Origin of the sequence: Pseudomonas sp. A6 (assembly GCF_052367875.1) — a bacterium.
Classification (GTDB): Bacteria; Pseudomonadota; Gammaproteobacteria; order Pseudomonadales; family Pseudomonadaceae; genus Pseudomonas; species Pseudomonas citronellolis.
This window is the reverse complement of record NZ_CP198970.1, coordinates 7148474-7174593: the sequence shown is the minus strand read 5'-3', so window position 1 is coordinate 7174593 and position 26120 is coordinate 7148474. Positions and strand designations below refer to the sequence as shown.

At 67.1% G+C, this 26120-nt stretch carries 24 protein-coding genes; 15 read left to right on the top strand and 9 right to left on the bottom strand.

The features are described from left to right. Positions 1-126: 126 nt before the first annotated feature. The 3 genes from ACTWJ5_RS31575 to ACTWJ5_RS31565 all read left to right on the top strand — a co-directional run bounded on the left by ACTWJ5_RS31575 (position 127) and on the right by ACTWJ5_RS31565 (position 2436). Positions 127-831, top strand: a complete 705-nt coding sequence (locus ACTWJ5_RS31575; RefSeq protein ID WP_444437207.1) for a sulfotransferase family 2 domain-containing protein — start codon at positions 127-129, stop codon at positions 829-831. Continuing rightward, positions 824-1435, top strand: coding sequence for an adenylyl-sulfate kinase (cysC, locus tag ACTWJ5_RS31570; RefSeq protein WP_444437206.1), 612 nt, complete (start codon positions 824-826; stop codon positions 1433-1435). Before ACTWJ5_RS31575 ends, cysC begins: the two co-directional genes overlap by 8 nt. 83 nt (positions 1436-1518) lie before the next feature. Next, entirely contained in the window at positions 1519-2436 is a 918-nt protein-coding gene (locus ACTWJ5_RS31565) for an AEC family transporter (RefSeq protein WP_074986292.1), read from the top strand. A gap of 342 nt (positions 2437-2778) precedes the next feature. Here ACTWJ5_RS31565 and ACTWJ5_RS31560 read toward each other — a convergent pair whose 3' ends face one another. Both ACTWJ5_RS31560 and ACTWJ5_RS31555 read right to left on the bottom strand, forming a co-directional pair. Then, positions 2779-3615, bottom strand: coding sequence for an outer membrane protein OmpK (locus ACTWJ5_RS31560; protein WP_043270226.1), 837 nt, complete (start codon positions 3613-3615; stop codon positions 2779-2781). 456 nt (positions 3616-4071) lie between these two features. Beyond that, positions 4072-5688, bottom strand: a complete 1617-nt coding sequence (locus ACTWJ5_RS31555; RefSeq protein ID WP_249918342.1) for a gamma-glutamyltransferase family protein — start codon at positions 5686-5688, stop codon at positions 4072-4074. 77 nt (positions 5689-5765) lie between these two features. Here ACTWJ5_RS31555 and ACTWJ5_RS31550 point away from each other — a divergent pair, with 77 nt between their 5' ends. The 6 genes from ACTWJ5_RS31550 (at position 5766) to ACTWJ5_RS31525 (ending at position 12368) form a co-directional block, all read left to right on the top strand. Continuing rightward, entirely contained in the window at positions 5766-6563 is a 798-nt protein-coding gene (locus ACTWJ5_RS31550) for an AraC family transcriptional regulator (RefSeq protein ID WP_301501906.1), read from the top strand. A gap of 647 nt (positions 6564-7210) precedes the next feature. Further along, the gene (locus ACTWJ5_RS31545) at positions 7211-8518 is read left to right on the top strand and encodes an MFS transporter (RefSeq protein ID WP_074986284.1); all 1308 of its coding nucleotides are present in this window, start codon (positions 7211-7213) and stop codon (positions 8516-8518) included. Between the two features lie 196 nt (positions 8519-8714). Continuing rightward, positions 8715-9338: an ABC transporter ATP-binding protein gene (locus tag ACTWJ5_RS31540; protein WP_444437205.1), complete on the top strand. Its 624-nt coding sequence runs from the start codon at positions 8715-8717 to the stop codon at positions 9336-9338. Continuing rightward, positions 9335-10135: an ABC transporter permease gene (locus tag ACTWJ5_RS31535; RefSeq protein ID WP_444437204.1), complete on the top strand. Its 801-nt coding sequence runs from the start codon at positions 9335-9337 to the stop codon at positions 10133-10135. The genes ACTWJ5_RS31540 and ACTWJ5_RS31535 overlap by 4 nt, the downstream gene beginning before the upstream one ends. Before the next feature lie 41 nt (positions 10136-10176). Further along, positions 10177-10860 carry an SDR family oxidoreductase gene (locus ACTWJ5_RS31530; RefSeq protein WP_444437203.1) on the top strand — a complete coding sequence of 228 codons (684 nt, stop codon included), beginning with the start codon at positions 10177-10179 and terminating at the stop codon, positions 10858-10860. A gap of 155 nt (positions 10861-11015) precedes the next feature. Beyond that, positions 11016-12368: an 8-oxoguanine deaminase gene (locus tag ACTWJ5_RS31525; protein WP_444437202.1), complete on the top strand. Its 1353-nt coding sequence runs from the start codon at positions 11016-11018 to the stop codon at positions 12366-12368. 297 nt (positions 12369-12665) lie between these two features. On the opposite strand, the gene argE is transcribed toward ACTWJ5_RS31525, so the two are convergent. From argE to ACTWJ5_RS31500, 5 genes are all read right to left on the bottom strand, one after another. Next, complete coding sequence (gene argE, locus ACTWJ5_RS31520) at positions 12666-13817, bottom strand: acetylornithine deacetylase (protein WP_116425786.1); 1152 nt, start codon at positions 13815-13817, stop codon at positions 12666-12668. Between the two features lie 119 nt (positions 13818-13936). Next, on the bottom strand, positions 13937-14611 hold the full coding sequence (locus tag ACTWJ5_RS31515; RefSeq protein ID WP_444437201.1) for a DUF1028 domain-containing protein: 675 nt from the start codon (positions 14609-14611) through the stop codon (positions 13937-13939). Positions 14612-14621: 10 nt separating this feature from the next. Further along, positions 14622-15044 (bottom strand): RidA family protein, encoded by a 423-nt coding sequence (locus tag ACTWJ5_RS31510; RefSeq protein ID WP_074986270.1) that lies wholly within the window; start codon positions 15042-15044, stop codon positions 14622-14624. Positions 15045-15047: 3 nt separating this feature from the next. Continuing rightward, positions 15048-16397: a flavin-containing monooxygenase gene (locus ACTWJ5_RS31505; protein ID WP_253392491.1), complete on the bottom strand. Its 1350-nt coding sequence runs from the start codon at positions 16395-16397 to the stop codon at positions 15048-15050. A 454-nt stretch (positions 16398-16851) separates the two neighbouring features. Then, a complete protein-coding gene (locus ACTWJ5_RS31500; protein ID WP_009614289.1) occupies positions 16852-17772 on the bottom strand; it encodes a LysR family transcriptional regulator in 921 nt (306 codons plus the stop codon). A 137-nt stretch (positions 17773-17909) separates the two neighbouring features. Here ACTWJ5_RS31500 and ACTWJ5_RS31495 point away from each other — a divergent pair, with 137 nt between their 5' ends. The 3 genes from ACTWJ5_RS31495 to ACTWJ5_RS31485 all read left to right on the top strand — a co-directional run bounded on the left by ACTWJ5_RS31495 (position 17910) and on the right by ACTWJ5_RS31485 (position 21223). Next, a complete protein-coding gene (locus ACTWJ5_RS31495) occupies positions 17910-19256 on the top strand; it encodes an aspartate aminotransferase family protein (RefSeq protein ID WP_285644602.1) in 1347 nt (448 codons plus the stop codon). After that, entirely contained in the window at positions 19257-19550 is a 294-nt protein-coding gene (locus ACTWJ5_RS31490) for a cupin domain-containing protein (protein ID WP_069862934.1), read from the top strand. It abuts the gene before it with no gap. 176 nt (positions 19551-19726) lie between these two features. Next, positions 19727-21223, top strand: coding sequence for a CoA-acylating methylmalonate-semialdehyde dehydrogenase (locus ACTWJ5_RS31485; protein WP_074986260.1), 1497 nt, complete (start codon positions 19727-19729; stop codon positions 21221-21223). A gap of 153 nt (positions 21224-21376) precedes the next feature. Here the strand turns inward: ACTWJ5_RS31485 and ACTWJ5_RS31480 are convergent, their stop codons facing one another. Beyond that, on the bottom strand, positions 21377-21904 hold the full coding sequence (locus ACTWJ5_RS31480) for an REP-associated tyrosine transposase (RefSeq protein WP_444437200.1): 528 nt from the start codon (positions 21902-21904) through the stop codon (positions 21377-21379). 126 nt (positions 21905-22030) lie between these two features. Then, positions 22031-22480 carry a BRO-N domain-containing protein gene (locus ACTWJ5_RS31475; protein WP_444437199.1) on the bottom strand — a complete coding sequence of 150 codons (450 nt, stop codon included), beginning with the start codon at positions 22478-22480 and terminating at the stop codon, positions 22031-22033. 466 nt (positions 22481-22946) lie between these two features. On the opposite strand from ACTWJ5_RS31475, the gene ACTWJ5_RS31470 reads away from it, so the two are divergent. The 3 genes from ACTWJ5_RS31470 to ACTWJ5_RS31460 are packed head-to-tail and all read left to right on the top strand — an operon-like array spanning position 22947 to position 26120. Further along, positions 22947-24821: a PAAR domain-containing protein gene (locus tag ACTWJ5_RS31470; RefSeq protein ID WP_444437198.1), complete on the top strand. Its 1875-nt coding sequence runs from the start codon at positions 22947-22949 to the stop codon at positions 24819-24821. Beyond that, positions 24821-25459, top strand: a complete 639-nt coding sequence (locus tag ACTWJ5_RS31465; protein WP_444437197.1) for a DUF2931 family protein — start codon at positions 24821-24823, stop codon at positions 25457-25459. Before ACTWJ5_RS31470 ends, ACTWJ5_RS31465 begins: the two co-directional genes overlap by 1 nt. Before the next feature lie 19 nt (positions 25460-25478). Then, a complete protein-coding gene (locus ACTWJ5_RS31460) occupies positions 25479-26120 on the top strand; it encodes a DUF2931 family protein (protein WP_444437196.1) in 642 nt (213 codons plus the stop codon).

The following is a 26120-nucleotide window of genomic DNA, read 5'->3' as shown; positions in this document are numbered from 1 at the left end:
CCTTACATTCTTGACCAAGAAGGAATAATCACCGGACACGGGCCTGTTAAGGTTTCCTTAAGGCCGGGGCCCTCCCGCCATCCAAGGAAAACCACCGGAGCGACCCTCCGGCGTTCGAGAGTCCCCATGCTGCAACGCTACTTCTGGAAGCTGCTGCCCAAGGTCCAGCGCAACTTCCTGCTCAGCCGCCTGCCGGTGCAGGAACGACAGATCGTCAACAAGGCGATGTCCGGCAACGCCCATTTCCCCGCGTATTTCCGCGAGCGCCGCTGCCTGTTCGTGCACGTGCCCAAGTGCGCCGGCAGCAGCCTCTGCGCGGCGCTGTTCGACGGCGGGCGCCCCGGCCACCTGCCGCTGTACTGGTATGAGCAGCAGTTCCCCCGCGACTACGCCGAAAGCTTCAAGTTCAGCTTCGTCCGCGACCCGCTGGAGCGCGCCTACTCGGCCTACGCCTACCTGCGCGGCAACCAGCTGCCGCAGCGCGACCGGGCGGCGCACCAACTGGTCTGCCAGTACCGCGACTTCGACGACTTCGTCGACCGCTGGCTGCACCCGGACAACCTCCAGCGCCAGCTGCATTTCGTGCCGCAGGTGGCCTTCCTCTGCGACTCCCTCGGCCACCTGGGGCTGGACTTCATCGGCCGCCAGGAGAACCTGGAAGCGGACTTCCAGACGCTGTGCGAGCACCTGGGCATGAGCGGCCAACTGCCCCACCTGAACGCCTCTCGGCAGCGCCAGGCCGGCCCGGCCCGGGAATTCTGCAGCACTCGCACGCGGCGCCTGGTGCGCCGCGCCTATCAACGCGACTACCAACTGCTTGGCTATGAGTGACCTCAAAGTACCCCTGTTCCCCGTCACCGGCAGCGTGCGCCGCGAGGCCCGCGCCGCCCTCAAGGGCCAGCGCCCCTGCTGCATCTGGCTGACCGGCCTGTCCGGCTCGGGCAAGTCGAGCCTGGCCAACGCCCTGGAGCTGGCCCTGCACCGCGAGCGCGTGCACAGCTTCCTGCTCGATGGCGACCAGGTCCGCGGCGGCCTGTGCAGCGACCTGGACATGAGCCCCGAGGGCCGCCGCGAGAACATCCGCCGCCTGGCCCAGGCCGCGCGGCTGATGACCGAGGCCGGGCTGGTGGTGATAGTCGCCGCCATCTCGCCGTTCCGCGCCGAGCGCGACGCCGCCCGCGCGCTGTTCCCGGCCGACGAGTTCCTCAGCGTCTACCTCAGCACGCCGCTGCAGACCTGCGCCGAGCGCGACCCCAAGGGCCTGTACAAGGCCGCCCGGGAAGGCCGCCTGCGCAACTTCACCGGCATCGACAGCCCCTACGAGCCGCCGCTGGACGCCGACTTCGAAGTGGACGCCACCGACACCTCCACCGACGAGGCCTGCCGTAGGCTGCTCGGGTTGGTGATGCGGCGCTGCCGTCCCGGTAAGGCCTGAGCGCCTCGCGGTTCCGGGCCCGGCTTGCCGTCCCCGCGCGCGGCTGGGCAAGATGGGCGCCCAACCACCGCCGCGGGGTATCCGTGTCCGTTCTCTTCGAGGCCCTCTGGCCGCTCTTCGCGCTCATCGTCGGCGGCTACCTGCTGCGCCGCCGCGGCTTCCCCGGCGAGGCCTTCTGGCCGGCGGCCGAACGCCTGAACTACTTCATCCTGTTCCCCGCGCTGCTGTTCGCCAGCCTGGCCAAGGCGCCGCTGCGCGACCCGGGGCTGGGCCGCCTGGCCCTGGCGGTGGCCCTGGGCCTGGGCGGCGCCTGGCTGGCGCTGCTGGCCAGCCGGCGGCTGCGCGCCTGGAGCGCGGCGCGCTTCGGCGCCATCGCCCAGGGGGTGCTGCGCTTCAACACCTACCTGGGCCTGGCCGCGGTGGGCAGCCTGTACGGCAAGGAAGGCCTGACCCTGGCGGCGCTGATGCTGGCGCTGATGGTGCCGACGGTGAACCTGATGTCGGTCTGGGCACTGACCGCCGAACGCGGCATCAGTGCCCGCGCGCTGCTGCTGCCGATCCTGAAGAACCCGCTGATCCTCGCCTGCGCCGCCGGCGCCCTGGTCAACCTGGCCGGCCTGGAACTGGGCGGCGGCAGCGCCCGGCTGTTCGACCTGCTGGCGGTGGCCAGCCTGCCGCTGGGCCTGCTTTGCGTGGGAGCGGCGCTGCAACCGAAGGAACTGCGCGCGGAACTGCCGGTGCTGCTGGGCAGCTGCGCCACGCGCCTGCTGGCGATGCCCGCCCTGGCCTTCGCCTGCGCCCAGCTGTTGGGCCTGGCGCCGCTGGAGTCGGCGGTGTTCGTGCTGTTCTTCGCCTTGCCGACGGCGCCTACGGCCTATGTGCTGACGCGGCAGCTGGGTGGGGACAGTCACCTGATGGCGGGGATCATCACGCTGCAGACGTTGTTGGCGGGGGGGAGCCTGTTGCTGGTGATGGGGGTGGTGCAGGCGCTGGCGGGGTGAGGTTGTGGGGCTTTTCGTAGGAGCGAGCTTGCTCGCGAACGGAGTTTCCCGGTGGCTCTGGTGTGTTGGATTGACTCCGCAACCCTCTCCCCAGCCCTCGGCTGCGCGCCCCGCCCTGAAGGGAGAGGGGGCTAGTCCGTGCCGAGAGGAGGAATGGTTTCAGCCGGAAACCTGCGGTGTTGCCGGCTGACTCCAGAACACCCAAGCACTCCGAACGGTCCCCTCTCCCTTCAGGGAGAGGGTTAGGGAGAGGGCGTTCTACAGCCCAACACCCAAAGTCCCGAGCAAGCACCGTTCGCGAGCAAGCTCGCTCCTACAGAACAGAAAAGCGCCCAGCCCCAATCAGAAGTGGTACTTCACCAACAGACTGGTGGTGTTCTGGTCGGTCGTGAAGAACTGCGAATCCTTGATCCCGTACTTGTCGGACCAGTAGTCGTACTCCACGCCCACGTACAGGTGCTTGGCTTCGTAGCCCATGGCCTTGCCCAGGTCGTACTTGATCTGCGGGTTGAAGTGCAGGTTGGCGTGGTAGTCGCTCTGGCCGCGTTCGCTGGCGCTGGCGCTCTTGTTGTTGACCACCCAGTCCATGAAGCCGTCGAAGAGGATGTCGGAGTTGCCTACCGGGATGGTCACGGCCCACGCCGGGGTGACCTGCCAGGCGCCGGAGGGCACGCGGTTGCCGTCGGGCTTGCGGTAGTAGAAGTTCAGCTGGAAGTAGTCGAAGCCAGGCAGGGCCAGGTCGAAGCCCGGGCCGATCAGGTAGGCCTCGGTGTCGCCTTCGCCGAATTCGTAGGTGGTGGCCAGCAGCACGTCCTTGATCGGGCCCAGCGACAGGTCGGCGCCGGTGATCTTGCCGAACGACAGGCGCGGGCTGAACTCGCCGTAGTAGGTGTTCTTGCCGTTCTGGCTGTCTTCCTTGCCGTTGTAGTTGATCTGGTCGACGAAGAACCAGATGTCGCCCCAGGTCCAGGCGCTCGCGCTCTCGAAGGTGAAGGTCTGCTGGATCGGCGGGTTGACCTTGAAGTTCTTGCCCCACAGGTAGGTCAGGCTTTCGTTGTGCCAGATCAGCGGGCCGTCGTTGCTGGCCGGCGCGGGGGTGAGGTCTTCGCCGCCGGCCATGGCCTGGCCGGTAGCCAGCAGCCCGCCGGCGAGCAGCAGGGATGCGAGGGTGCGAGTCATGTGGTGCTCCTAGGTTTTGAAGTGCTGCGATCTAATTGGAATTCTGAACCTGTCCACTCGGTCAGGCTTGGCCTGCCGAGGCAAGATCGGGGCCAACGCGGGGCGCGGGCCCGGTTTTCTTCTGTGTTTTGGGAAAAGCCATGCTGTTTCATGGGCCTGCGCCGCGGCCGGCGAAGGCCTGGCATCGGGCAAAACCTGACTCCTGGGACAAGTCGTGCCTTCAAACAGGGCAGTGCAACGAGCCGAAGCGCCATTTTGGCGAGCATGGACAGGGCTTATTGAATACACGATTGCGTTGAGTTGAATGGAATCAATTCAAAATGTGTATACAGGTTTGCTGTGAAGAATCTACACAAGCGCCCCGGCGGCCACCTTGCGGGCGGCCGCGGCCTTTCCGGGCGCGGATGATGCCAGAGCCGCGCCGCGCAAGCACCTCCGCCGGCCCGGCGGCGGCCCTCACCAGGCGGCGATCTGCCCGTCGGTGCGCGGCTCGGTGCCGCCGCAGAGCACGCCGCTGCGCGGGTCGCGCAGGATGATCTGGCCGCGCCCGTAGCTGCTCAGGTCGTGGGCCACTTCCACATGGTGGCCACGACGGGTGAGCACCGCCGCCAGGCTGCGCGGCGCGCCGTGCTCGATGCCGATGCGCTTGTCGCCCAGCCACTGCCAGCGCGGGGCGTCCAGCGCGGCCTGGGGGTTGAGGCCGAAGTCCACCAGGTTCATCACCATCTGCACGTGGCCCTGGGGCTGCATGTAGGCGCCCATCACGCCGAACGGGCCCAGGGGCACGCCGCCCTTGCTGAGGAAGCCGGGGATGATGGTGTGGAAGGTCTTCTTGCCCGGGGCCAGGGCGTTGACGTGACCGGCGTCGAGGCTGAACTCGGCGCCGCGGTTCTGCAGGGCGATGCCGGTGCCGGGCACCACCACGCCGGAGCCGAAGCCGTGGTAGTTGCTCTGGATGAACGACACCAGGTTGCCCTCGCCGTCGGCCGTGGCGAGGTACACGGTGCCGCCGGCGCGCGGCTTGCCCGGGTGCGGTTCCAGGGCGCGCTCGCCGATCAGCGCGCGGCGGCTGGCGGCGTAGTCGTCGCTGAGCAGGTCGGCGACGCTGAAGCGCATGGCGTCCGGCTGGCCGATGTAGGCGCGGCCGTCGGCGTAGGCCAGCTTCATGGCCTCCAGCTGGCGGTGCCAGGTGTCCGGGCTGTCGCGCTCGCCGAATTCGAAGCCCTTGAGGATGTTCAAGGCCATCAGCGCCACCAGGCCCTGGCCGGCCGGGGGGATTTCCCAGACGTCGTAGCCGCGGTAGTTCAGCGCGATGGGCTCGACCCACTGGGCGCGGTAGCCGGCCAGGTCGGCCTCGTCCAGGTAGCCGCCGCTGTCCCGGGCGTGGGCGGCGATGCGCTGGGCCAGGGCGCCGCGGTAGAAGCTCTCGCAGCGGCTTTGCGCCAGTTCGCGCAGGGTCTGTGCCTGGCCGGGATTGCGGAAGATTTCCCCGGCGCGCGGGGCGCGGCCGTCGATGAGGAATTCGTCGAACCAGGCCGCCAGTTCCGGGTGCGCGTCGCGCACCCCGCGGAACTTGTCCAGGCCGCTCTGCCAGAGGCCGGCGATCACCGGCGAGACCGGGAAGCCCTGCTCGGCCAGCTCGATGGCCGGGGCCAGCAGCTCGGCGAAGGGCAGCCGGCCGAAGCGCGCCGACAGCTCGGCCCAGGCCGCCGGGCAGCCCGGCACGGTCACCGGCGTCCAGCCGTACAGCGGCATGCGCGCGTGGCCGGCGCCGCGCAGCGTGCCGATGTCCAGCGCCCCGGGCGCGTAGCCGGCGGCGTCCAGGCCGTGCAGCTTGTCCTTGACCCACACCAAGGCGAAGGCATCGCCGCCGATGCCGCAGCCGGTGGGCTCCACCACCGTCAGCGCCGCCGCCGTGGCCACCGCGGCGTCCACCGCGTTGCCGCCGCGCTTGAGCATGTCCAGCCCGACCTGCGCCGCCAGCGGCTGCGAGGTGGCCACCATGCCGCGCCGGGCGTACACCAGCGAGCGCTGCGAAGCATAGGGATATTCCTGGGCGGAGAAATTCAGCATGGGCGGGCTCCGTTGACGGCTTGAGGCGGCAGGGTAGCCCTGCCAGACTCTGTCCACTAGCGATACAAAGCCAAAGCATAGCGATGAACGGACAGCACCCCCATCTGCAACGCGCGATTCCCACGCTCGACGACCTGCCGCGGCCGGTCTATGCGCGCGCCGAGAGCCTGCGCGCCGGCTCCTGGACCGGCCGCCACCACCACGCCTGGGTGCAGCTGTCCTACGCCATCAGCGGGGTGCTCGGCGTGCACACCGCCGAGGGCAGCTTCTTCGCCCCGCCGCAGCGGGCCATCTGGATACCGGCGTACCTGGAGCACGAGGTGGTCACCTCCGGCCGCGCGGAGATGCGCAGCCTCTACCTGAGCGCCGAGGCCTGCGCCTGGGCGGAGCCACGCTGCCGGGTGCTGGAGGTGACGCCGCTGGCCCGCGAGCTGATCAAGAGCTTCTGCGAGCTGGCGGTGGATTATCCACAGGGCGACAGCCCCGAGCAGCGCCTGGTGAGCGTGCTGCTGGACCAGTTGCGCACCCTGCCGGAAGTCGCCTTCTCCCTGCCCATGCCCCAGGAGCCACGGTTGCTGCAGCTGTGCCAGGCGCTGATCGAACAGCCCAGTACCAGCCTCACCCTGGGCGACTGGGCGCAGCGCCTGGGCACCTCGGAAAAGACCCTCTCGCGCCTGTTCCAGCGCGAGACCGGCATGAGCTTCCGCCTCTGGCGCCAACGCCAGCGGCTGCTCGGCTCGCTGGGTGTGCTGGAGGATGGCGCCAGCGTGACCGTTGCGGCGCTGGATTGTGGCTATGACTCCACTTCGGCCTATATCGCTGCGTTCAAGGGGTTGTTCGGTTTTACGCCGGGGGAGTTGTTCAAGCAGCGTTGAGCCGCTGCGGTCTTTCTTCCTGTAGGAGCGAGCTTGCTCGCGAACGGCGCCAACCGGCTGGGTGTGGTGCATGCCCTGAAGAGCCCCTCTCCCCAGCCCTCTCCCTGAAGGGAGAGGGGGCTTGTCCGTGCCGAGAGGAGGAATGGTTTCAGCCGGAAACCTTCGGCGTTGCCGGCTGACTCCGGAATACCCACGCACGCCGAACGGTCCCCTCTCTCTTTTTAGGGAGAGGGAGCTAGTCCGTGCCGAGAGGAGGAATGGTTTCAGCCGGAAACCTTCGGTGTTGCCGGCTGACTCAGGAATGCCCACGCGCTCCGAACGGTCCCCTCTCCCTTCAGGGAGAGGGTTAGGGAGAGGGCGCTCTTCAGACAAACACCGAAGCCCCGGCAGACCACCATTCGCGAGCCATCTCGCCCCAACGAAAAGCCACTCCAAATAAGCGGATTTCCGCTCACCCACCCCGCCCATCGGCATCCAACCGCCTGCCCACACTGTACGAAAACCCCGTAATCCCTTGCCCCACGCGGCTTTGCGCCCTTGGCACGTTGCCTGCTATCGCCCTCCCCACTGCGCCGCACCTCGCGGCGCGCCGGTGCGTGGTTTCGTGGTCCGCGCACCCGACGACAACAACGACAAGAGGATTACCCATGGATAGCGCAAGCGCCGTCTCCGCTTCTGCCGCGCCCCGTACGACCTCCCAGCGCATCAAGTCGATCTTCAGCGGTTCGGTGGGCAACCTGGTGGAGTGGTACGACTGGTACGTCTACGCCGCCTTCTCCCTGTACTTCGCCAAGGCCTTCTTCCCCCAGGGCGACATGACCGCCCAACTGCTCAACACCGCCGCGATCTTCGCCGTGGGCTTCCTGATGCGCCCGATCGGCGGCTGGCTGATGGGCATCTACGCCGACCGCAAGGGCCGCAAGGCCGCGCTGCTGGCCTCGGTGCTGCTGATGTGCTTCGGCTCGCTGATCATCGCCCTCACCCCCAGCTACGAGACCATCGGCGTCGGCGCGCCCATCCTGCTGGTGCTCGCGCGGCTGCTGCAGGGCCTGTCGGTCGGCGGCGAGTACGGCACCTCGGCCACCTACCTCAGCGAGATGGCCAACAAGGAGCAACGCGGCTTCTTCTCCAGCTTCCAGTACGTGACGCTGATCTCCGGCCAGCTCATCGCCCTGGCGGTGCTCATCGTGCTGCAGCAGACCCTGACCGTCGAACAGCTGGAAAGCTGGGGCTGGCGCGTGCCCTTCTTCATCGGCGCGCTGTGCGCGGTGACCGCCATGTTCCTGCGCCGCGGCATGGAAGAGACCGAGTCCTTCGCCAAGAAGAAGGAAGAGCCCAAGGAAAGCCTGATGCGCGCCCTGCTGCGCCATCCCAAGGAAGTCCTCACCGTGGTCGGCCTGACCATGGGCGGCACCCTGGCCTTCTACACCTACACCACGTACATGCAGAAGTACCTGGTGAACACCGTGGGCATGAGCAAGACCGACTCGACCATGATCTCGGCCGCCACCCTGTTCCTGTTCATGCTGCTGCAGCCCATCGTCGGCGCGCTGTCGGACAAGATCGGCCGGCGCCCCATCCTGATCGCCTTCGGCGTGCTGGGCACCGTCTTCACCTACCCGATCCTCAGCACCCTGCACAGCATCGACACCTGGTGGGGCGCGTTCTTCCTGATCATGGCGGCGCTGGTGATCGTCAGCGGCTACACCTCGATCAACGCCGTGGTGAAGGCCGAGCTGTTCCCCACCGAAATCCGCGCCCTGGGCGTGGGCCTGCCGTACGCGCTGACCGTGTCCATCTTCGGCGGCACCGCCGAGTACGTGGCGCTGTGGTTCAAGAGCATCGGCATGGAGAGCGGCTTCTACTGGTACGTCACCGGCTGCATCGCCTGCTCGCTGCTGGTCTACGTGACCATGAAGGACACCCGGACGCATTCGAAGATCACTACCGACTGATAGGGCGCGTGCCCTGGCCCCGGGGTTGCTCCGGGGCGTTTTATCCGCGAGGCCCGGCAGATGCCGGGTCTTGTCGTTTTGGGGTCGCCTGGGCTGGGCTTATGAGGGGCGGGGAGATGGGGGTAGCGGCGTATAACCGCGAACGGTTATACGCCCTACGTTATGCTCGGCGACTTGGCGTTGACGAAGCGAGTTCATGAGCCTTTTGGAAATTCCCTTCGGGCCTCTGCGGGCCCGCGGCCTGCGCGGGGCGCTGAGCGGGCCCTTCGACCTCGACTTGGCGCCCGGTCGCTGTACGGTGCTCAGCGGCCCCTCGGGCATCGGCAAGAGCCTGCTGCTGCGCATGCTCGCCGACCTCGACCCCAACCAGGGCCAGGTCAGCCTGGCCGGGGTGGCGCGCGAGCGTATGCCGGCCAGCGCCTGGCGGCGGCTGGTCACCTACGTGGCGGCGGAGTCCGGCTGGTGGGAGGAGGGCGTCGCCGCGCACTTCGCCGACCTCGATGCCGTGCGGGCGCTGCTGCCGCGGGTGCGTCTCGACCCGGCGTTGCTGCAGGCGCGGGTGGCGCAGTTATCCACAGGCGAGCGCCAGCGCCTGGCCCTGCTGCGCGCGGTGGTGCAGCGGCCGCGCTTCCTGCTGCTGGACGAACCCACGGCGGCGCTGGACGCGGCCAGCCGCGAGGGCGTCGAGCAACTGCTGCAGGCACTGAAGGCCGAGGGCCTGGGCCTGCTGGTGGTCAGCCACGATGCCGGGCAGGCGCGGCGCCTGGCGGACGTCCACCTGCAACTCGACGAACACGGCCTGGGCGAGGTGCAACCATGACGCCGCTGCAGCTCGGCCTGCCGGAACTGGCCCTGGCGGCGCTGCTGATCGTGGCCGCCGCCGGGCTGTCCTGGGCGCTGCGCCTGGGCCTGCAGCGCACCCTGCTGGTCTGCGCCGTGCGCCTGGTGGTGCAACTGGTGCTGGTGGGGCTGTTCCTGCGCCAGGTGTTCGCCCTGTCCTCGCCCTGGCTGACCGCCGGGGTGGTGCTGGCGATGCTCGCCGCGGCCAGCTTCGAGGTCGGCTCGCGGCAACGCCGCCGGCTGCCCGGGTTCTGGCACCTGGGCATCGGCGGCGGCAGCGTCGGCATCGCCACCCTGGGCATCGCGCTCTTCGCCCTGGCCGGCAGTCTGCGGCCGCAGCCGTGGTACGACGCGCGGCATGCCATCCCGCTGGTGGGCATCATCCTCGGCACGGCGATGAACGCCGCCAGCCTGGCGCTGAACCAGGTGTTCGCCAGCGTCACCCGCGAACGCGCCGCCATCGAGGCGCGCCTGGCCCTGGGCGCCGACCGCTACACCGCGCTTGGCGGGGTGCTGCGCCGCGCGCTCTACACCGGCTTGATCCCCACCCTGAACCAGATGGCCGCCGCCGGCATCATCACCCTGCCGGGGATCATGACCGGGCAGATCCTCGCCGGCATGGACCCGCTGGACGCCGCGCGCTACCAGATCCTGCTGATGTTCCTGCTGGTCGGCGCAGGGTTCGCCGCGGCCCTGGGCGCCGTGTACCTGTCGGCCTGGCGGCTCACCGACGAGCGCGACCGCCTGCGCCTGGACCGCCTGCGCGGCGAGGATTGAGCGGGTATGCTGGGGCTTTTCCATCCCGAGGGGAGAGCCCCATGAGCACTGCCAATTCCGCCCTGATCATCGGCGCCTCCCGCGGCCTCGGCCTGGGCCTGGTGAACCAGCTGCTGGCGCGCGGCTGGGAGGTCACCGCCACCGTGCGCGACGCCGCCAATGCCGGCGTGCTGGACAGCCTGCCGGTGCGCGTCGAGTCCCTGGTGCTGGACGACGCGGCCTCCCAGGACTGCCTCGCCCAAGCCCTGGCCGGGCAGCGCTTCGACCTCGTCTACATCAACGCCGGCATCTACGGCCCGCCGCACCAGTCGGCGCTGGACGCCAGCCTGGCCGAGGTCGGCGAGCTGTTCATGGTCAACGCCGTGGCCCCGCTGCGCCTGGCCGAGCGCCTGCTGCCGCTGCTGGAGCCGCAGCGCGGGGTGCTGGCCTTCATGACCTCGGAACTGGGCAGCGTGGCCGACAACGAATCCGGCGGCATGGGCCTGTACCGGGCGAGCAAGGCGGCGCTGAACTCGCTGACGCGCAGCCTGGTCGCCGGGCTGGGCGAAACCGGCCTGACGGTGCTCAACCTGCACCCCGGCTGGGTGCGCACCGACATGGGCGGCGAGGCCGCGCCGCTGGACGTGGAAACCAGCGCCGCCGGGCTCATCGACCAGGTCGAGGCCTACGCCGGGCGCGGCGGCCAGCACTACCTGAACTACCAGGGGACGACGATCGACTGGTGACGGATGCCGGCGGCGGCGTTACCATGCGCCGACGCCTGACCTGCGGGTCAAGGCGTACCTGGATCAGCAGACAGGGTGAACACTGAGCTGGCTTCCCGTACAACCGGGAGCCGGCTCGCCTCGGGCGGCGGCTCCGCAACTCAGAGGATTCACCCATGTCATCCCCCCGCCTGTGGCTGCGCAACCCCCTCGCCATCTTCACCGCCAACGGCCTCGACGCCCGTGGCGGCCTGGTCGTGCAGGACGGCCGCATCGTCGAACTGCTCGCCCTTGGCCAGCAACCCTCGCAACCCTGCGAGCAGGTGTTCGACGCCAGCCAGCACGTGCTGTTGCCGGGCCTGATCAACACCCACCACCACTTCTACCAGACCCTCACCCGCGCCTGGGCGCCGGTGGTCAACCAGCCGCTGTTCCCCTGGCTGAAGACCCTCTACCCGGTATGGGCGCGGCTGACCCCGGAGCAGCTGGCGCTGGCCACCAAGGTGGCCCTGGCCGAGCTGCTGCTGTCCGGCTGCACCACCGCGGCGGACCACCACTACCTGTTCCCCGACGGCCTGGAGCAGGCCATCGACGTGCAGGCCGGGGTGGTCGCCGAGTTGGGCATGCGCGCCATGCTCACCCGCGGCTCCATGAGCCTGGGCGAGGCCGATGGCGGTTTGCCGCCGCAGCAGACGGTGCAGCGCGCCGAAGACATCCTCGCCGACAGCGAACGGTTGATCCGCGACTACCACCAGCGCGGCGACGGCGCCCAGGTGCAGATCGCCCTGGCGCCCTGCTCGCCGTTCTCGGTGACCCCGGAAATCATGCGCGCCAGCGCCGACCTGGCCGAACACCACGACGTGCGCTTGCACACCCACCTGGCCGAAACCCTCGACGAGGAAGACTTCTGCCTGCAGCGCTTCGGCCAGCGCACCGTGGACTACCTCGACAGCGTCGGCTGGCTCGGCCCGCGCACCTGGCTGGCCCACGGCATCCACTTCAACGACGAGGAAATAAAGCGCCTGGGCGAAGCCGGCACCGGCATCTGCCACTGCCCCAGCTCGAACATGCGCCTGGCCTCGGGCATCTGCCCCACCGTGGCCCTGGAAGCCGCCGGCGCGCCGGTGGGCATCGGCGTAGACGGCTCGGCCTCCAACGACGCCTCGAACATGATCCTCGAAGCGCGTCAGGCCCTGTACATCCAGCGGCTGCGCTACGGTGCGGAAGAGATCACCCCGGAGCGGGCGCTGGGTTGGGCTACCAGGGGGTCGGCGAAGCTGTTGGGTCGCAGCGACATCGGCGAACTGGCGCCGGGCAAGCAGGCGGACCTGGCGCTGTTCAAGCTGGACGAGCTGCGGTTTTCCGGGAGCCATGATCCGCTGTCGGCGCTGTTGCTGTGTGGGGCGGACAAGGCGGACAGGGTGATGGTCGGGGGGAATTGGCGGGTGGTGGATGGCGAGGTGGAAGGGTTGGACCTGAAGGGCCTGATCGCTGCGCACACCCAGGCAGCACGCAAACTGATTGGCTGACACCGGACTGCTTTTCGTAGGAGCGAGCTTGCTCGCGAACGGGGCCAACCGGGGGTGCGGTGTCCTGAAGAGCCCCTCTCCCCAGCCCTCGGCTGCGCGCCCCGCCCTGAAGGGAGAGGGGGCTAGTCCGTGCCGAGAAGGGATCTGGTGTCAGCCGGATACTTGGTATGAGCCGGCTAACGCCGAAACGTCAGCGCACTCCGAACGGTCCCCTCTCCCTTCAGGGCGGGGCGCGCAGCCGAGGGTTAGGGAGAGGGCGCTCTCAAGCACAGCACCAACCCACCCAGCAGACACCCATCAAGCCCTCATCCACCCCACCAACCGCCCCAACATCCCATCACAAGCCGCCAACTGCTCCACACTGACGAACTCATCCGGCTTGTGCCCCTGGTCCATGCTCCCCGGCCCGCACACCACGGTCGGAATGCCCGCCTGATCGAACAGCCCCCCCTCGGTACCAAAAGCCACCGTGGAAAACTCATCCGACCCACTGAGCCGCGCCAACAACTGCGCCACCTCGCTCTCCGGATCGGTAGCCAGCGCCGGGTAAGCCGACAGCTCACTGAAGCGAATATCCGCCTCCGCCTTCACCGCACGCATCTTCGGCAGCAGCTCGGTTTCGGCATAGTCGCGCAGCTGCTCGGCGACCTGCTGCGGATCGTCGCTGGGCAGGGCGCGGACCTCGAAGTCGAACTGGCATTCGGCCGGGACTATGTTCAGCGCGCGGCCGCCGCCGATCACCCCGGTCTGCACCGTGGAGTAGGGCGGGTCGAAGCGCGGGTCGTGGCGCTCCGGCGCGGCCAGGCGGGTGCCGATCTCGCCCAGGTGGTTGATCAGCTTCGCCGCGTATTCGATGGCGTTCACCCCCTGCGGGGCGTAGGCCGAGTGGCAGGCCGCGCCGTGCACCTGGCAGCGCATGGCCAGCTTGCCCTTGTGCCCGAGCACCGGCTTGAGCTCGGTGGGCTCGCCGATGATGCAGGCGATGGGCTTGTGCTCGCGCCGCTCCAGGTCCGCCAGCAGCGAACGCACGCCCAGGCAGCCGACCTCCTCGTCGTAGGAGAAGGCCAGGTGCAGCGGCACGCGCAAAGGCTGGGCGAGGAAGGCCGGCACGGCGGCCAGCACGCAGGCGATGTAGCCCTTCATGTCGGCGGTGCCGCGGCCGTACAGGCGGCCGCCGTTCTCGGTCAGTTCGAAGGGCGGGACGCTCCAGTTCTGGCCGTCCACCGGCACCACGTCGGTATGCCCGGACAGGCACACGCCGCCACGGTCGCGCGGGCCGAGGGTGGCGAACAGGTTGGCCTTGCCGCCGGCCTCGTCGAAGAACAGCTCGCTGTCCACGCCCAGGCCGGCCAGGTAGTCCTGGATGTACTTGATCAGCGCCAGGTTGGAATTGCGGCTGACGGTGTCGAAGGCGATCAGCCTGGCGAGGATGTCACGGCTGCTGGGCATGTTCGGCTCCTGCATTCTTTCTTTTAAACGTAGGAGCGAGCTTGCTCGCGAACCCGCCCCGCTGCGAGGCCGTTCGCGAGCAAGAACTGGGCGTCCCCCTCGCTCCTACAGGTTGGATATCACTCGTCGCCGGGCACGCCGTAGCTCGGCGCCTTGGTCGGGTCCAGCGCGCGGGTGATGTAGTCCTGCATCTGCGGCTTGTAGGCTACCCAGAGTTTTTCCAGTTCGTCGATCGGCGCCTCGTCGGCCCAGTCCACGCGCAGGTCCACCATCGGCCAGACCAGGTCGCCCACCACCTTCAGCGCCGCCGAATGCACCGGCCCGGCTTCGCCGCCGGCGGCCATGGCCGCCTGCATCGCCGCCAGCAGGCGTTCGGCCAGGCAGCCGTCGGCCGCCTCGAAGGCCTTGGTCATGGCTTCGATCACCGCGGTGGATGACAGCAGGTTGCCCGCCGCCACGCAGTTCTCGCCGGCCACTGCGTGGTTTATGCCCAGCGCCTCGCTGCCGGTGAACAGCGCCACCTGGCCGTGCTGGTCGATCACCGTCACCTGGCGGTACTCGCTGTAGCCGTTGCTGGACAGCGCCTGGTCCAGCGCGGCGGCCGGCGCCAGGCCCGCTTCCAGGCGGTCGAGGATCTGCGGGCCCAGGGCCGGCAGGGTCACGTTCTGCGTGGCCACCGCGCCGACGCCGGCGCGCACCCAGGGGCAGCGCGCGCCGACGGCGATGCTCGACGAGCTGATGGCGATGCCCAGCTGGCCGGTTTCGGCGCAACGGCCGACGATGGAGAAGGTCATGGGCCGCTCCTTATTTTTCCCAGTCGTCCGGAATCACCGCGATCACGTCGATCTCCATCAGCCACTGCGGCTGGCCCAGGGCCGAGACCACCAGGCCGGTGGAGATCGGGAACACGCCCTTGAGCCACTTGCCGACCACCTGGTAGACCGGCTCGCGGTAGCGCGGGTCGATGATGTAGGTGGTGGTCTTGACGATGTGCGACAGGTCGCTGCCGGCTTCTTCCAGCAGTTGCTTGAGGTTCTTCATCGCCTGCTCGGCCTGGGCCGCCGGGTCGCCCAGGCCCACCAGGTTGCCGTTGAAATCGGTGCCGACCTGGCCGCGCACGTACACGGTGTTGCCGGCGCGCACGGCCTGGCAGAGGTCGTTGTCCAGGGACTGGTTCGGGTAGGTGTCCTTGGTGTTGAACATGCGGATGCGGGTGTGGGTAGGCATCACTTACTCCCAGGAAGCGGCTTTTTTGGCTTGCGATTCAGCGGAGGCCCCGCGCTGCGAGGCGTCCTGGTATTCGACGTATTTGCGTTGCGTGGCGATGTGCCCGGCGACGTGCTTGGCGTCGTGCCACACGCCCCAGATGAACGACGAGCCCCGGCGCGACAGCCACGGCAGGCCGACGAAGTACACGCCCGGCTCGCGGGACACGCCACGCTGGTGCTTGGGCTTGCCCTTGTCGTCGAAGGCGTCCACCTGCAGCCAGTTGAAGTCCACGGCGTAGCCGGTGGCCCAGATGATCGAGGTGATGCCGGCGGCGGCCAGGTCCAGTTCCAGGATCGGGTTGCGGATGCACTCGGCGTCCGGGTAGACGCGGCGCGCTTCCGGCTCTTCCGGCAGGTCCAGGCCGTTGCGCTCGATGTAGGCGTCGGCGGCGTCCAGCAGGTCGAGATAGTTCTGGTCGCCCGCCTGCAGGTTCTTCACCAGGTCTTCCTGGAAGCTCACCTTGCCGCCTTCGAAGGCCTTGGTCAGGCCGACCAGGGTGATGCCCTCGGTGGCCAGGCGGCGGAAGTCGATGGTCTCGCCGCCACGGGCGCCGCTCACGGCGATGGTCACGTGCTCGCGGCCCGGCTGCACTTCCTCGGCGTCCCACAGGCCGAGCACGCCCAGCCACCAGACGAAGTCGCGGTTGCGGTAGGAGCGCGGCGGGCGGTCATGGGCGCCCACCGAGAGGAACACCTGCTTGCCGGCGCGGTTCAGCTCGTCGGCGATCTGCACGCCGGAGGAGCCGGCGCCCACCACCAGCACGGCGCCTTCGGGCAGCTGCTGCGGGTTGTAGTACTGGGCCGAGTGGATCTGCTGGATGCGCTCGTCCTTCGGCGCGATGGCCGGGATCACCGGGCGCTGGAACGGGCCGGTGGCGGAGACGATGCGCAGGGCCTGCAGGGTGCCTTCGGAGGTTTCCACGGTGAAGCCGGGGCGGCCTTCGTTGCGGGTCACCTTCTTCACTTCCACGCCGGTGCGGATGGGCGCGTTGAACTGCTTGGCGTAGGCGACGAAGTAGTCCGCCACCTGCTCCTTGTGCGGGAACTCGTCGGGGCCGACGGAGAATTCCATGTTCGGGAAGCGGTCGTGCCAGGCCGGGCCGTTGGCCACCAGCGAATCCCAGCGGCCGGTGCGCCAGGCTTCGGCGATGCGGCTCTTCTCCAGCACGATGTGCGGCACGCCCTGGGCGGTCAGGTGCTCGCTCATGGCCACGCCGGCCTGCCCGGCGCCCACCACGAGGGTGTCGGTTTCAATGCCATCGAGCGATTTGCCGGCGGGCTTGCCGAAGGCGGTCTGGTTCGGATCGGCCATGGGGTGATTCCTCGGACTCTGATCGTTGTTGTTCTGCGGTCGCGACTGTCCACCGCGTGTTGGCCGCATTCTGTTCAGACCCGGGCATTAGCGAAATTATGATTTTTGTAGTCGCAGGCTAGGGAAAAACTGTGGGCCCGCGAGCCAAGCGCCGCGCGGGGCGGCGGGGAGGGGGTATAGGTTTTTGCGTGGCAGGGAAGACAAATTCGATGGTGTGGCGACGGGGGCGCCGGGATGTTCGGCGCGGTCGGTGTCCAATCGCGGACGGAGTCCGCTCCTACGTCCGAGCTTCCCTGGAACTGTAGGAGCGGACTCTGTCCGCGATTCGTGCGCATTGGGGGTCAGTCGTAGGATGGGTTGAGCGAAGCGATACCCATCACCGTGGCCGCATGGGTTTCGCAGGCTCAACCTATCCTACGCAGAGCGCCTCGGCGCAGCCGGCAAGGGCTTTGAATCAACGGCTCTCCGCCACCGCCTCCAGAAACCGCTCCAGCACCAGGTTCGGCCGCCGCCCCTTGCGCGTCACCACCGTCAGCGGGATGTCGTAGTGGAAGCGCTCTGGGCGCAGCGCGCGCATGCGGCCCTGGGCCACCCAGTCGGCGGCGTAGTGGTCGGGCAGGTAGCCGATGTAGCTGCCGGTGAGGATCAGGAAGGCCATGCCCTCGCGGTCCGAGGCGTTGGCGCTGGCGTTCAGCTCCTGGTGGCGCTCCTGGGCCTCGGCGGGGATGCGGTAGCTGGGCGCCACCGCGTCGCAGGCGTGGATTTCCGCCACCGTGATGCCGGCGTCCTCGCGTTCGAACAGCGGGTGCTCGCGGCTGCAGAACAGCAGCGACCGTTCGTCGTACAGCGGCGAATACTCCAGCCCCGACAGCGGGCTGATGAGCGGCACCACGCCTATATGCAGGCGGCCGTCGAGCACACCCAGCTCGATCTCGTTGGGCGTGGTCATGCCGATGTTGATGCGCACCCCCGGGCCGCTCGCCTTGAGCGCGCGCAGGGCGTGGGTGATGCGCATCTGCGGCAGGGTCACCAGGTTGTTGATGATGCCGATGTTCAACTCGCCACGCAGGTGCTGGTGCAGCTCGTTGACCTCGGCGCGGAAGCCTTCCAGCGCCGCCAGCAGCGACTGGGTGGCGCGGTACACCTCGCGGCCCTCGTCGGTCAGGGCGAAGCCGGCGCGGCCGCGCTGGCACAGGCGCATGCCCAGGCGCTTCTCCAGGTCGCCCATGTGCAGGCTGATGGCCGAGCGGCTGATGCCCAGGGTGCTTTCCGCGGCGGAAAAGCTGCCGCACTCGACTATGGTCTTGAAGATGCGCAGCAGGCGTATTTCGAAATCGCTGACCTGGCCCAGGGACGGGCTGCGGGTTTTCGCCATTTTTGTTTTACCGAATCGAAACTGAACGTGAGAAGAATAGGCTTTAACTCACGTTAAGTCAGGCCCAATCTTGAGCCATCGCAGCAGGCGTGACGCGGCCTGCGCGCCCAACAAGACAGTCGTCGAGGACGAGCTCCATGAACCAGCAAGTGAACGTAGCGCCGTCGGCCGCCGCCGACCTGAACCTGAAGGCCCACTGGATGCCCTTCAGCGCCAACCGCAACTTCCACAAGGACCCGCGCATCATCGTGGCCGCCGAGGGCAGCTGGCTGGTGGACGACAAGGGCCGGCGCATCTACGACAGCCTGTCCGGCCTGTGGACCTGCGGCGCCGGTCACTCGCGCAAGGAAATCGCCGACGCGGTGGCCAAGCAGATCGGCACCCTCGACTACTCCCCGGGCTTCCAGTACGGCCACCCGCTGTCCTTCCAGCTGGCCGAGAAGATCGCCCAGATGACCCCCGGCACCCTCGACCACGTGTTCTTCACCGGCTCCGGTTCCGAGTGCGCCGACACCTCGATCAAGATGGCCCGCGCCTACTGGCGCATCAAAGGCCAGGCGCAGAAGACCAAGCTGATCGGCCGCGCCCGTGGCTACCACGGCGTGAACGTCGCCGGCACCGCCCTGGGCGGCATCGGCGGCAACCGCAAGATGTTCGGCCCGCTGATGGACGTCGACCACCTGCCGCACACCCTGCAGCCGGGCATGGCCTTCACCAGGGGCGCGGCCGAGACCGGCGGCGTCGAGCTGGCCAACGAACTGCTGAAGCTGATCGAGCTGCACGACGCCTCCAACATCGCCGCGGTGATCGTCGAGCCGATGTCCGGCTCCGCCGGCGTGATCGTGCCGCCGAAGGGCTACCTGCAGCGCCTGCGGGAAATCTGCGACGCCAACAACATCCTGCTGATCTTCGACGAAGTGATCACCGCCTTCGGCCGCATGGGCAAGGCCACCGGCGCCGAATACTTCGGCGTGACCCCGGACATCATGAACGTCGCCAAGCAGGTCACCAACGGCGCCGTGCCCATGGGCGCGGTGATCGCCAGCAGCGAAATCTACGACACCTTCATGAACCAGAACCTGCCGGAATACGCGGTGGAGTTCGGCCACGGCTACACCTATTCCGCGCACCCGGTCGCCTGCGCCGCCGGCATCGCCGCGCTGGACCTGCTGCAGAAAGAAAACCTGATCCAGCAGTCCGCCGAGCTTGCGCCGCACTTCGAGAAGGCCCTGCACGGCCTCAAGGGCACGAAGAACGTCATCGACATCCGCAACTGCGGCCTGGCCGGCGCCATCCAGATCGCCGCCCGCGACGGCGACGCCATCGTGCGCCCGTTCGAAGCCAGCATGAAGCTGTGGAAGGAAGGCTTCTACGTGCGCTTCGGCGGCGACACCCTGCAGTTCGGGCCGACCTTCAACGCCAAGCCCGAAGACCTCGACCGCCTGTTCGACGCGGTCGGCGAAGCGCTGAACGGGGTGGCGTAAGTGAGCGAGCGTCCCAAGGCCGTGCCGACGGTGCAGATCGACAACGACAAGGTCCTGGTCACCGAGTGGCGCTTCGCCCCGGGAGCGGAGACCGGCTGGCACCGCCACGGCATGGAATACGTGGTGGTCCCGGTGACCAACGGCGAACTGCTGCTGGAAACCCCCGAGGGCGAGCGGCGTGCGCCGCTGGTCCTGGGCCAGAGCTACACCCGCCAGATCGGCACCGAGCACAACGTGATCAACCCCTGCGACCACGAAGTGGCCTTCATCGAGATCGAGCTCAAGCAACACTGAGCCCGCGGGCCCGCGCGTAGGCATGCCGGTTCGGCCGGGCTTACCCTGGCCGTCCCGGCGAGCCCCGCGGCCCACCCAACACACCGAACAATCCCCTCTCCCTTCAGGGAGAGGGTTAGGGAGAGGGGCTCTTACGCTCCTCCTCCAAACCCCACTCAGCGAGAAGAGACAAGACGATGACCATCATCAAGCACCTGATCGGCGGCGAGCTGATCGCCGACACCGGCCGTACCGCCGACGTCTTCAACCCGTCCACTGGCGAAGCCGTGCGCAAGGTCCCGCTGGCCGACCGCGAAACCATGCAGCAGGCCATCGACGCCGCCAAGGCCGCCTTCCCGGCCTGGCGCAACACCCCGCCGGCCAAGCGCGCCCAGGTGCTGTTCCGCTTCAAGCAACTGCTGGAAGCCAACGAAGAGCGCATCGTCAAACTGATCAGCGAAGAACACGGCAAGACCATCGAAGACGCCGCCGGTGAACTCAAGCGCGGCATCGAGAACGTCGAATACGCCACCGCCGCCCCGGAAATCCTCAAGGGCGAGTACAGCCGCAACGTCGGCCCGAACATCGACGCCTGGAGCGACTTCCAGCCGATCGGCGTGGTCGCCGGCATCACCCCGTTCAACTTCCCGGCCATGGTCCCGCTGTGGATGTACCCGCTGGCCATCGCCTGCGGCAACACCTTCATCCTCAAGCCGTCCGAGCGCGACCCCAGCTCCACCCTGCTGATCGCCGAACTGTTCCAGGAAGCCGGCCTGCCCAAAGGCGTGCTGAACGTGGTGCACGGCGACAAGGGCGCGGTGGACGCGCTGATCGAAGCCCCGGAAGTGAAGGCCCTGAGCTTCGTCGGCTCGACCCCGATCGCCGAATACATCTACAGCGAAGGCACCAAGCGCGGCAAACGCGTGCAGGCCCTGGGCGGCGCCAAGAACCACGCCGTGCTGATGCCCGACGCCGACCTGGACAACGCCGTCAGCGCTCTGATGGGCGCCGCCTACGGTTCCTGCGGCGAGCGCTGCATGGCCATCTCGGTAGCGGTGTGCGTGGGCGACCAGATCGCCGATGCCCTGGTGCAGAAGATCGTCCCGCAGGTCAAAGGCCTGAAGATCGGCGCCGGCACTTCCTGCGGCCTGGACATGGGCCCGCTGGTCACCGGCGCTGCCCGCGACAAGGTCACCGGCTACATCGACACCGGCGTAGCCCAGGGCGCCGAGCTGGTGGTCGACGGCCGCGGCTACAAGGTCGCCGGCCACGAGAACGGCTTCTTCCTCGGCGGCACCCTGTTCGACCGCGTGACCCCGGAAATGACCATCTACAAGGAAGAGATCTTCGGCCCGGTCCTGTGCATCGTCCGCGTGAACAGCCTGGAAGAAGCCATGCAACTGATCAACGACCACGAATACGGCAACGGCACCTGCATCTTCACCCGCGACGGCGAAGCCGCCCGCCTGTTCTGCGACGAGATCGAAGTGGGCATGGTCGGCGTCAACGTCCCGCTGCCGGTCCCGGTGGCCTACCACAGCTTCGGCGGCTGGAAGCGCTCCCTGTTCGGCGACCTCCACGCCTACGGCCCGGACGGAGTGCGCTTCTACACCAAGCGCAAGGCCATCACCCAGCGCTGGCCGCAACGCAAGAGCCACGAGGCGGCGCAGTTCGCGTTCCCCAGCAATAGCTGAGGTGGCGTGAGGTAAGGGAAAGGCCGGTCATTTGATCGGCCTTTTTCGTTTGTGGGGCGTGATGGGTATCGCTTCGCTCAACCCATCCTACGGGGCCTTGGGGGATCGGTGTTTGTAGGATGGCGTTGAGCGAAGCGATACCCATCATTTCCCTCACTCCCCCGCCCACTCGACCTCCCCGTTACCTCCCGCCCAATCCGCCGGCAACACCCCATTGCGCACATAGCGATGAAACGACGACCACGGCCAATCGACCGCCCGCAGCGTATGCCCGTGCTTGCACGGATTGAAATGGATGTAATCGACGTGCCGTGAAAAGTCTTGCTCATCGCGGATGCGGTGCTCCCAGTAGCGGCGCTGCCAGATGCCGCGCTCGCCTTTGCTGGCGCGGCTTGGCGAGCGCGCTTCGCCGCGTGGCAGGGCCCTGGAGAAGTGCGCCTTCATGAGCCGCCAGCGCAGGGCATAGTCATTGTCGCCCTCGGGCAGGGTGCAAAGGGCATGCAGATGGTCGGGGAGGATGACGATGGCGTCGATTGCCCAGGGATGCCGTTCGGTGACGTAACGGAAAGCCTCGCGGAGCGGGCCGATGTGCTCGACCAGCAGGCGGGATCGGTGGTCGTGCAGTGCCAGGGTGAAGAACCAGGTGGCGCCTGGGGTCCGGTCACGGCGGTAAGTAGTCATGGCGCGTCCTTGGCCTTGGGGTGATGGGTATCGCTGCGCTCAACGCCATCCTACGGGTCCGTGCCAGGCGTTGATGCCGGAGCGTGCAGATACCCCCGTAGGATGGGTGGAGCGCAGCGATACCCATCAATCGGCGAGCAGCCGCGGCATTTCCTCGAAGGGCACCCAAAGCGCGCCCTGCCACTCCAGCAACATCACCCGCCGCGCCTGCCAGCTCATCATCACCCGTCTCGGTGCTTGGCCATCCGGCATTAATTGGTCGCGCAGGCTGGGGATGACTTCGCGTGTCAGCCAGGTATCCAGGTGCTGGCTTTCCGGGCTGCCGAAGCGCACCAGGGCCTTGTAGAGCGCAGCCTCGTTGAGGACGTCGATGGCTTCTTCGCTGCCGCTTTCGTACAGCAGGTGGATGCGCCGGGTTTCGTGGGGCAGGACGCGGTATTGGAAGGTGTGGGGACGGCGGATGCCCAGGAGGCGGGCGAGGTCGTAGGAGGCGAACCAGGGCTGGTTGTCGATCATGACCGCGCGCAGGGGGCGGTTGTGGCGGATGAAGAAGGTGGGGGTGTATGCGTCGTGCATTGCTAGCTCCTGTTATCCATCAAGAGAGCTGCCACCACACGTCGCCAAGCGTAGGGAGGCAGGCCGCGCGGGGTTGGCGAACCGGCTAACAGGACCCGGCAGACCCGAAGGTCTCCCCGCGCGATCTGCCATCGAGCATTGCAGAGAATCTGCGAGCTTGTGGGAGCTGCAAGAGCACTCCCTTTGGCATTACGCGCCTGCTAGTGATTGGGTCGCCAAACCCAAGTCACGGACTGGCCGTGACCGGTGCAGGATAGGGAGCGGCCGGTGGAGCGCATATGGTGATATTTCTGATGAGATCGTAGGAGTGGGCTTGCTGATGAGCAGAGGCCTGTTCCTCTCGTTTGTCGTCGACAGAGCCTCAGGATGGAACAAATATTTCGCACACCGGATTAAGAGTTATCCGGTTGTCAGGGTGTGCGGGGCCAATCAACGTCCTCCTTTTCATGGAGAAAAGGGGACGCCCATGACCGGTAAACCCGCTGCCCGTCTCACCGATGCCGTCGCCTGCCCCCGATGCGGCATGTCGGCCATCGCCAGTGGCTCTGCCGATGTCCAGTTCGACGGCCTGTCGGCTGCGCGCCAGGGCGACGTTTGTACCTGTGGCGCCGCCATCAGCGGCCAGGTCATTCCCAACGTCCTGATCAATGGCCGGCCCGCTGTGGTCCAGGGCAGTATCGACAGCCACGGCGGCGTGGTCATCGGTGGTTCTGGCAGCGTGATCATTGGCCAGCAGCACACCCCCGCGCCTTTCACGCCGCCTGCGCCTCTGCAGGGCGCCGGTGCAATGGCCGCGCCCAGCGCGATGGCCCGCTCGGCAACTCCCTCCGCGAACCCACCCGACGAGCTTCCGCAGGTGCTGGAAGAAGAGGAGGAGGAAGAGGAACTCGAAGCCGATACCCGCCAGCGCCTCCGCCTGCGGGTGTTCATCGGTTTCGACGGCACCGGCAACAATGCCGCGAACAGCGAAGTCGGCAAGCAATGCCGCGCCGCCGCGCAACAGCTCGACGACGAGGCGGCCCGTGGGGTCTACGAGCGCTGCAAGCGCTATCAGCTCGACCCCGATAGCAGCTATGCCAACGATGTGAGCAATGTTTGGCGGATGCATGAGTTGTATCGGGATAACGTGGGCAGAGTACTCAAGCCATCGGAATCACTGAGCCTTGTACGCATCTATGTCACAGGCATAGGAACCACAATAGGCGGCCCGGACACACTTTTACCAGGACAGGCTCTGGGGCGTGGTAGCACCGGTGTACTTGCCAAAGTTGAGGAGGCCTTTGTCTCGTTAAAGAAAACTGTCCGGCAGATCATGGATATGAACCATGAACATGCCATTGAAACGCTGGAGTTGGATATCTTCGGTTTCAGTCGTGGGGCGGCGGCTGCGCGACATTTCGTAAACCAGGTACTCAAGGCTGAGCAGGGGCCGCTCGACGAACTGGTCCAGAACAATCGCCAGGCGTTCGCCCCGGGCTTCGCCTTGAGCACCGATGTGCGCATTACCTTCATCGGCCTGTTCGATACCGTGCTCTCGGTAGGCGGCCTGGGCGCCTGGGGCGTGCCCGGCGATGCACTCAATGGCGAAGTGGACCTCTACCTGCCATGGGGCTGTGCCGAGCATGTGGTGCACCTCACCGCGCGCGACGAACACCGCTACAACTTCCCGCTCAGCCGCGTGAGCGCGCCCTTCCAGGAACTCAGCCTGCCAGGCGCCCACTCCGATCTCGGCGGCGGTTACCCGCCGGAGATGGAGGAAAGCCTCTACCTGGGACGCCCACTCAGCGATTGGGTCAGCCGGGATACCCCGGCGCAGCGAACCCTCGCCTACCGCAATGCCGAACAAGCCACGGCCTACCTCCAGCGAGCCGACCTGCTCGACCCGCAGGATGATTCGGCCAGCCTGACGACCGACGTCTGGGAGCACTATGCGCCCTACAGTGGCGACCGGCGCGATAGCATGAAATACGTACTGGCGGCGCCGCTGCTGCGGCGCCGGGTCCGTGGCCACCTGTCGCGGGTTTATTTGCGGGTGATGCATGCGCTGGCGCGGGAGGCGGGGGTGCCTTTGGATTTCATTGATGAAAGCGATGACTCGCTGTCGTTGCCCGAGGAGTTGCAGCCTATCAGCGCCGCCTTGATCGACTGGGCTAGGCGCGGCAATGGCCGGCTTGCACCTGAGCAAGAGGCGCTTCTGCGTCAGCGCTATATTCATCAGTCTTCGAACTGGAATGCGGAAATTGGTCAGGGCTCCAGCCGCGTCGATGTGGTATTCCCCAACCGCCCGGCCGATGGCGGCCGTGCTCGCTATGCCGACCAGCCACCAAGGAAGGATGCCTGATGAAAAGACTTGTACTGATGCTGTGCTTGGCGCTACTGGGTGGCTGCGCCCAAGCCGACAAGGGCGCTGGTGACCTGCCCTACCGGTATTGGCGGTTGGGCTTCCTGGCGCCGGACTATATGGAAGTGTGGGTGGAGACGGCGGATGTGGAGGATGTCCGTGGCCGTTTCTTTCCCCATATGGGTGGAGGGACCGTGTCCATCAGCACTCCAGAAAACTTGGAAGGGAACGCCAAGGGCTGGGGGCCGCGGGTGGGGTGGGGAGCCGGCCGGTATGTCGATGGAGCTGATCTGCCCAAGCACATTTTTGTGCGTTGGCAATCCCTGGCCGAGCCGCAGACCTATCGGGTGACTCTTGATATCCCCGAGCGAGCGCGGCAACTGATGGTTGAAAGACTCGATCCGCCCTGCTCCTACAGTGCCTACCGAGAGGCGTTGACCATTGGGCTAGCTCCTGGCGGTGTAGTTCGGGCCTGGGTAAAAAGCACTTGCGGCGAGAGCATCGAAATCCTGCGAGCCCAGGCTGAAGTCGAGCCCAAGGGACCTTATAACGGCACCTCAGGCGGTAAACATCGACCGCTTTCCGAAGCCTCGAAGGCTTACATCGAAAAGCATGGCATTCCCTATGGCAGCTGGTAGCCAACCGGAAGGATGCCTGATGAAAAGCCTTGTACTGATGCTGTGCTTGGCGCTACTGGGCGGCTGCGCCCAAGCCGACAAGGGCGCTGGTGACCTGCCCTACCGGTATTGGCGGTTGGGCTTCCTGGCGCCGGACTATATGGAAGTGTGGGTGGAAACGGCGGATGTGGAGGATATCCGTGGCCGTTTCTTTCCCCATATGGGTGGAGGGACCGTGTCCATCAGCACTCCAGAAAACTTGGGAGGGAACGCCAAGGGCTGGGGGCCGCGGGTGGGGTGGGGAGCCGGCCGGTATGTCGATGGAGCCGATCTGCCCAAGCGTATTTTCGTGCGTTGGCAATCCCTGGCCGAGCCGCAGACCTATCGGGTGACTGTTGATATCCCCGAGCGAGCACGCCAATTGATGGTTGAAAGACTCGATCCACCCTGTCCCTACAGTGCCTACCGAGAGGCGTTGACCATTGGGCTAGCTCCTGGCGGCGTAGTTCGGGCCTGGGTAAAAAGCACTTGCGGCGAAAGTATCGAAATCCTGCAAGCCCAGGCCGAAGTCGAGCCCAAAGGACCATCCCAAGGGAAAACGGACGGCAAATATGCATTGCCGCTTGAGCCAGCATCCAAGGCCTACATCGAAAAGCATGGCATTCCCTATGGCAGTTGGTAG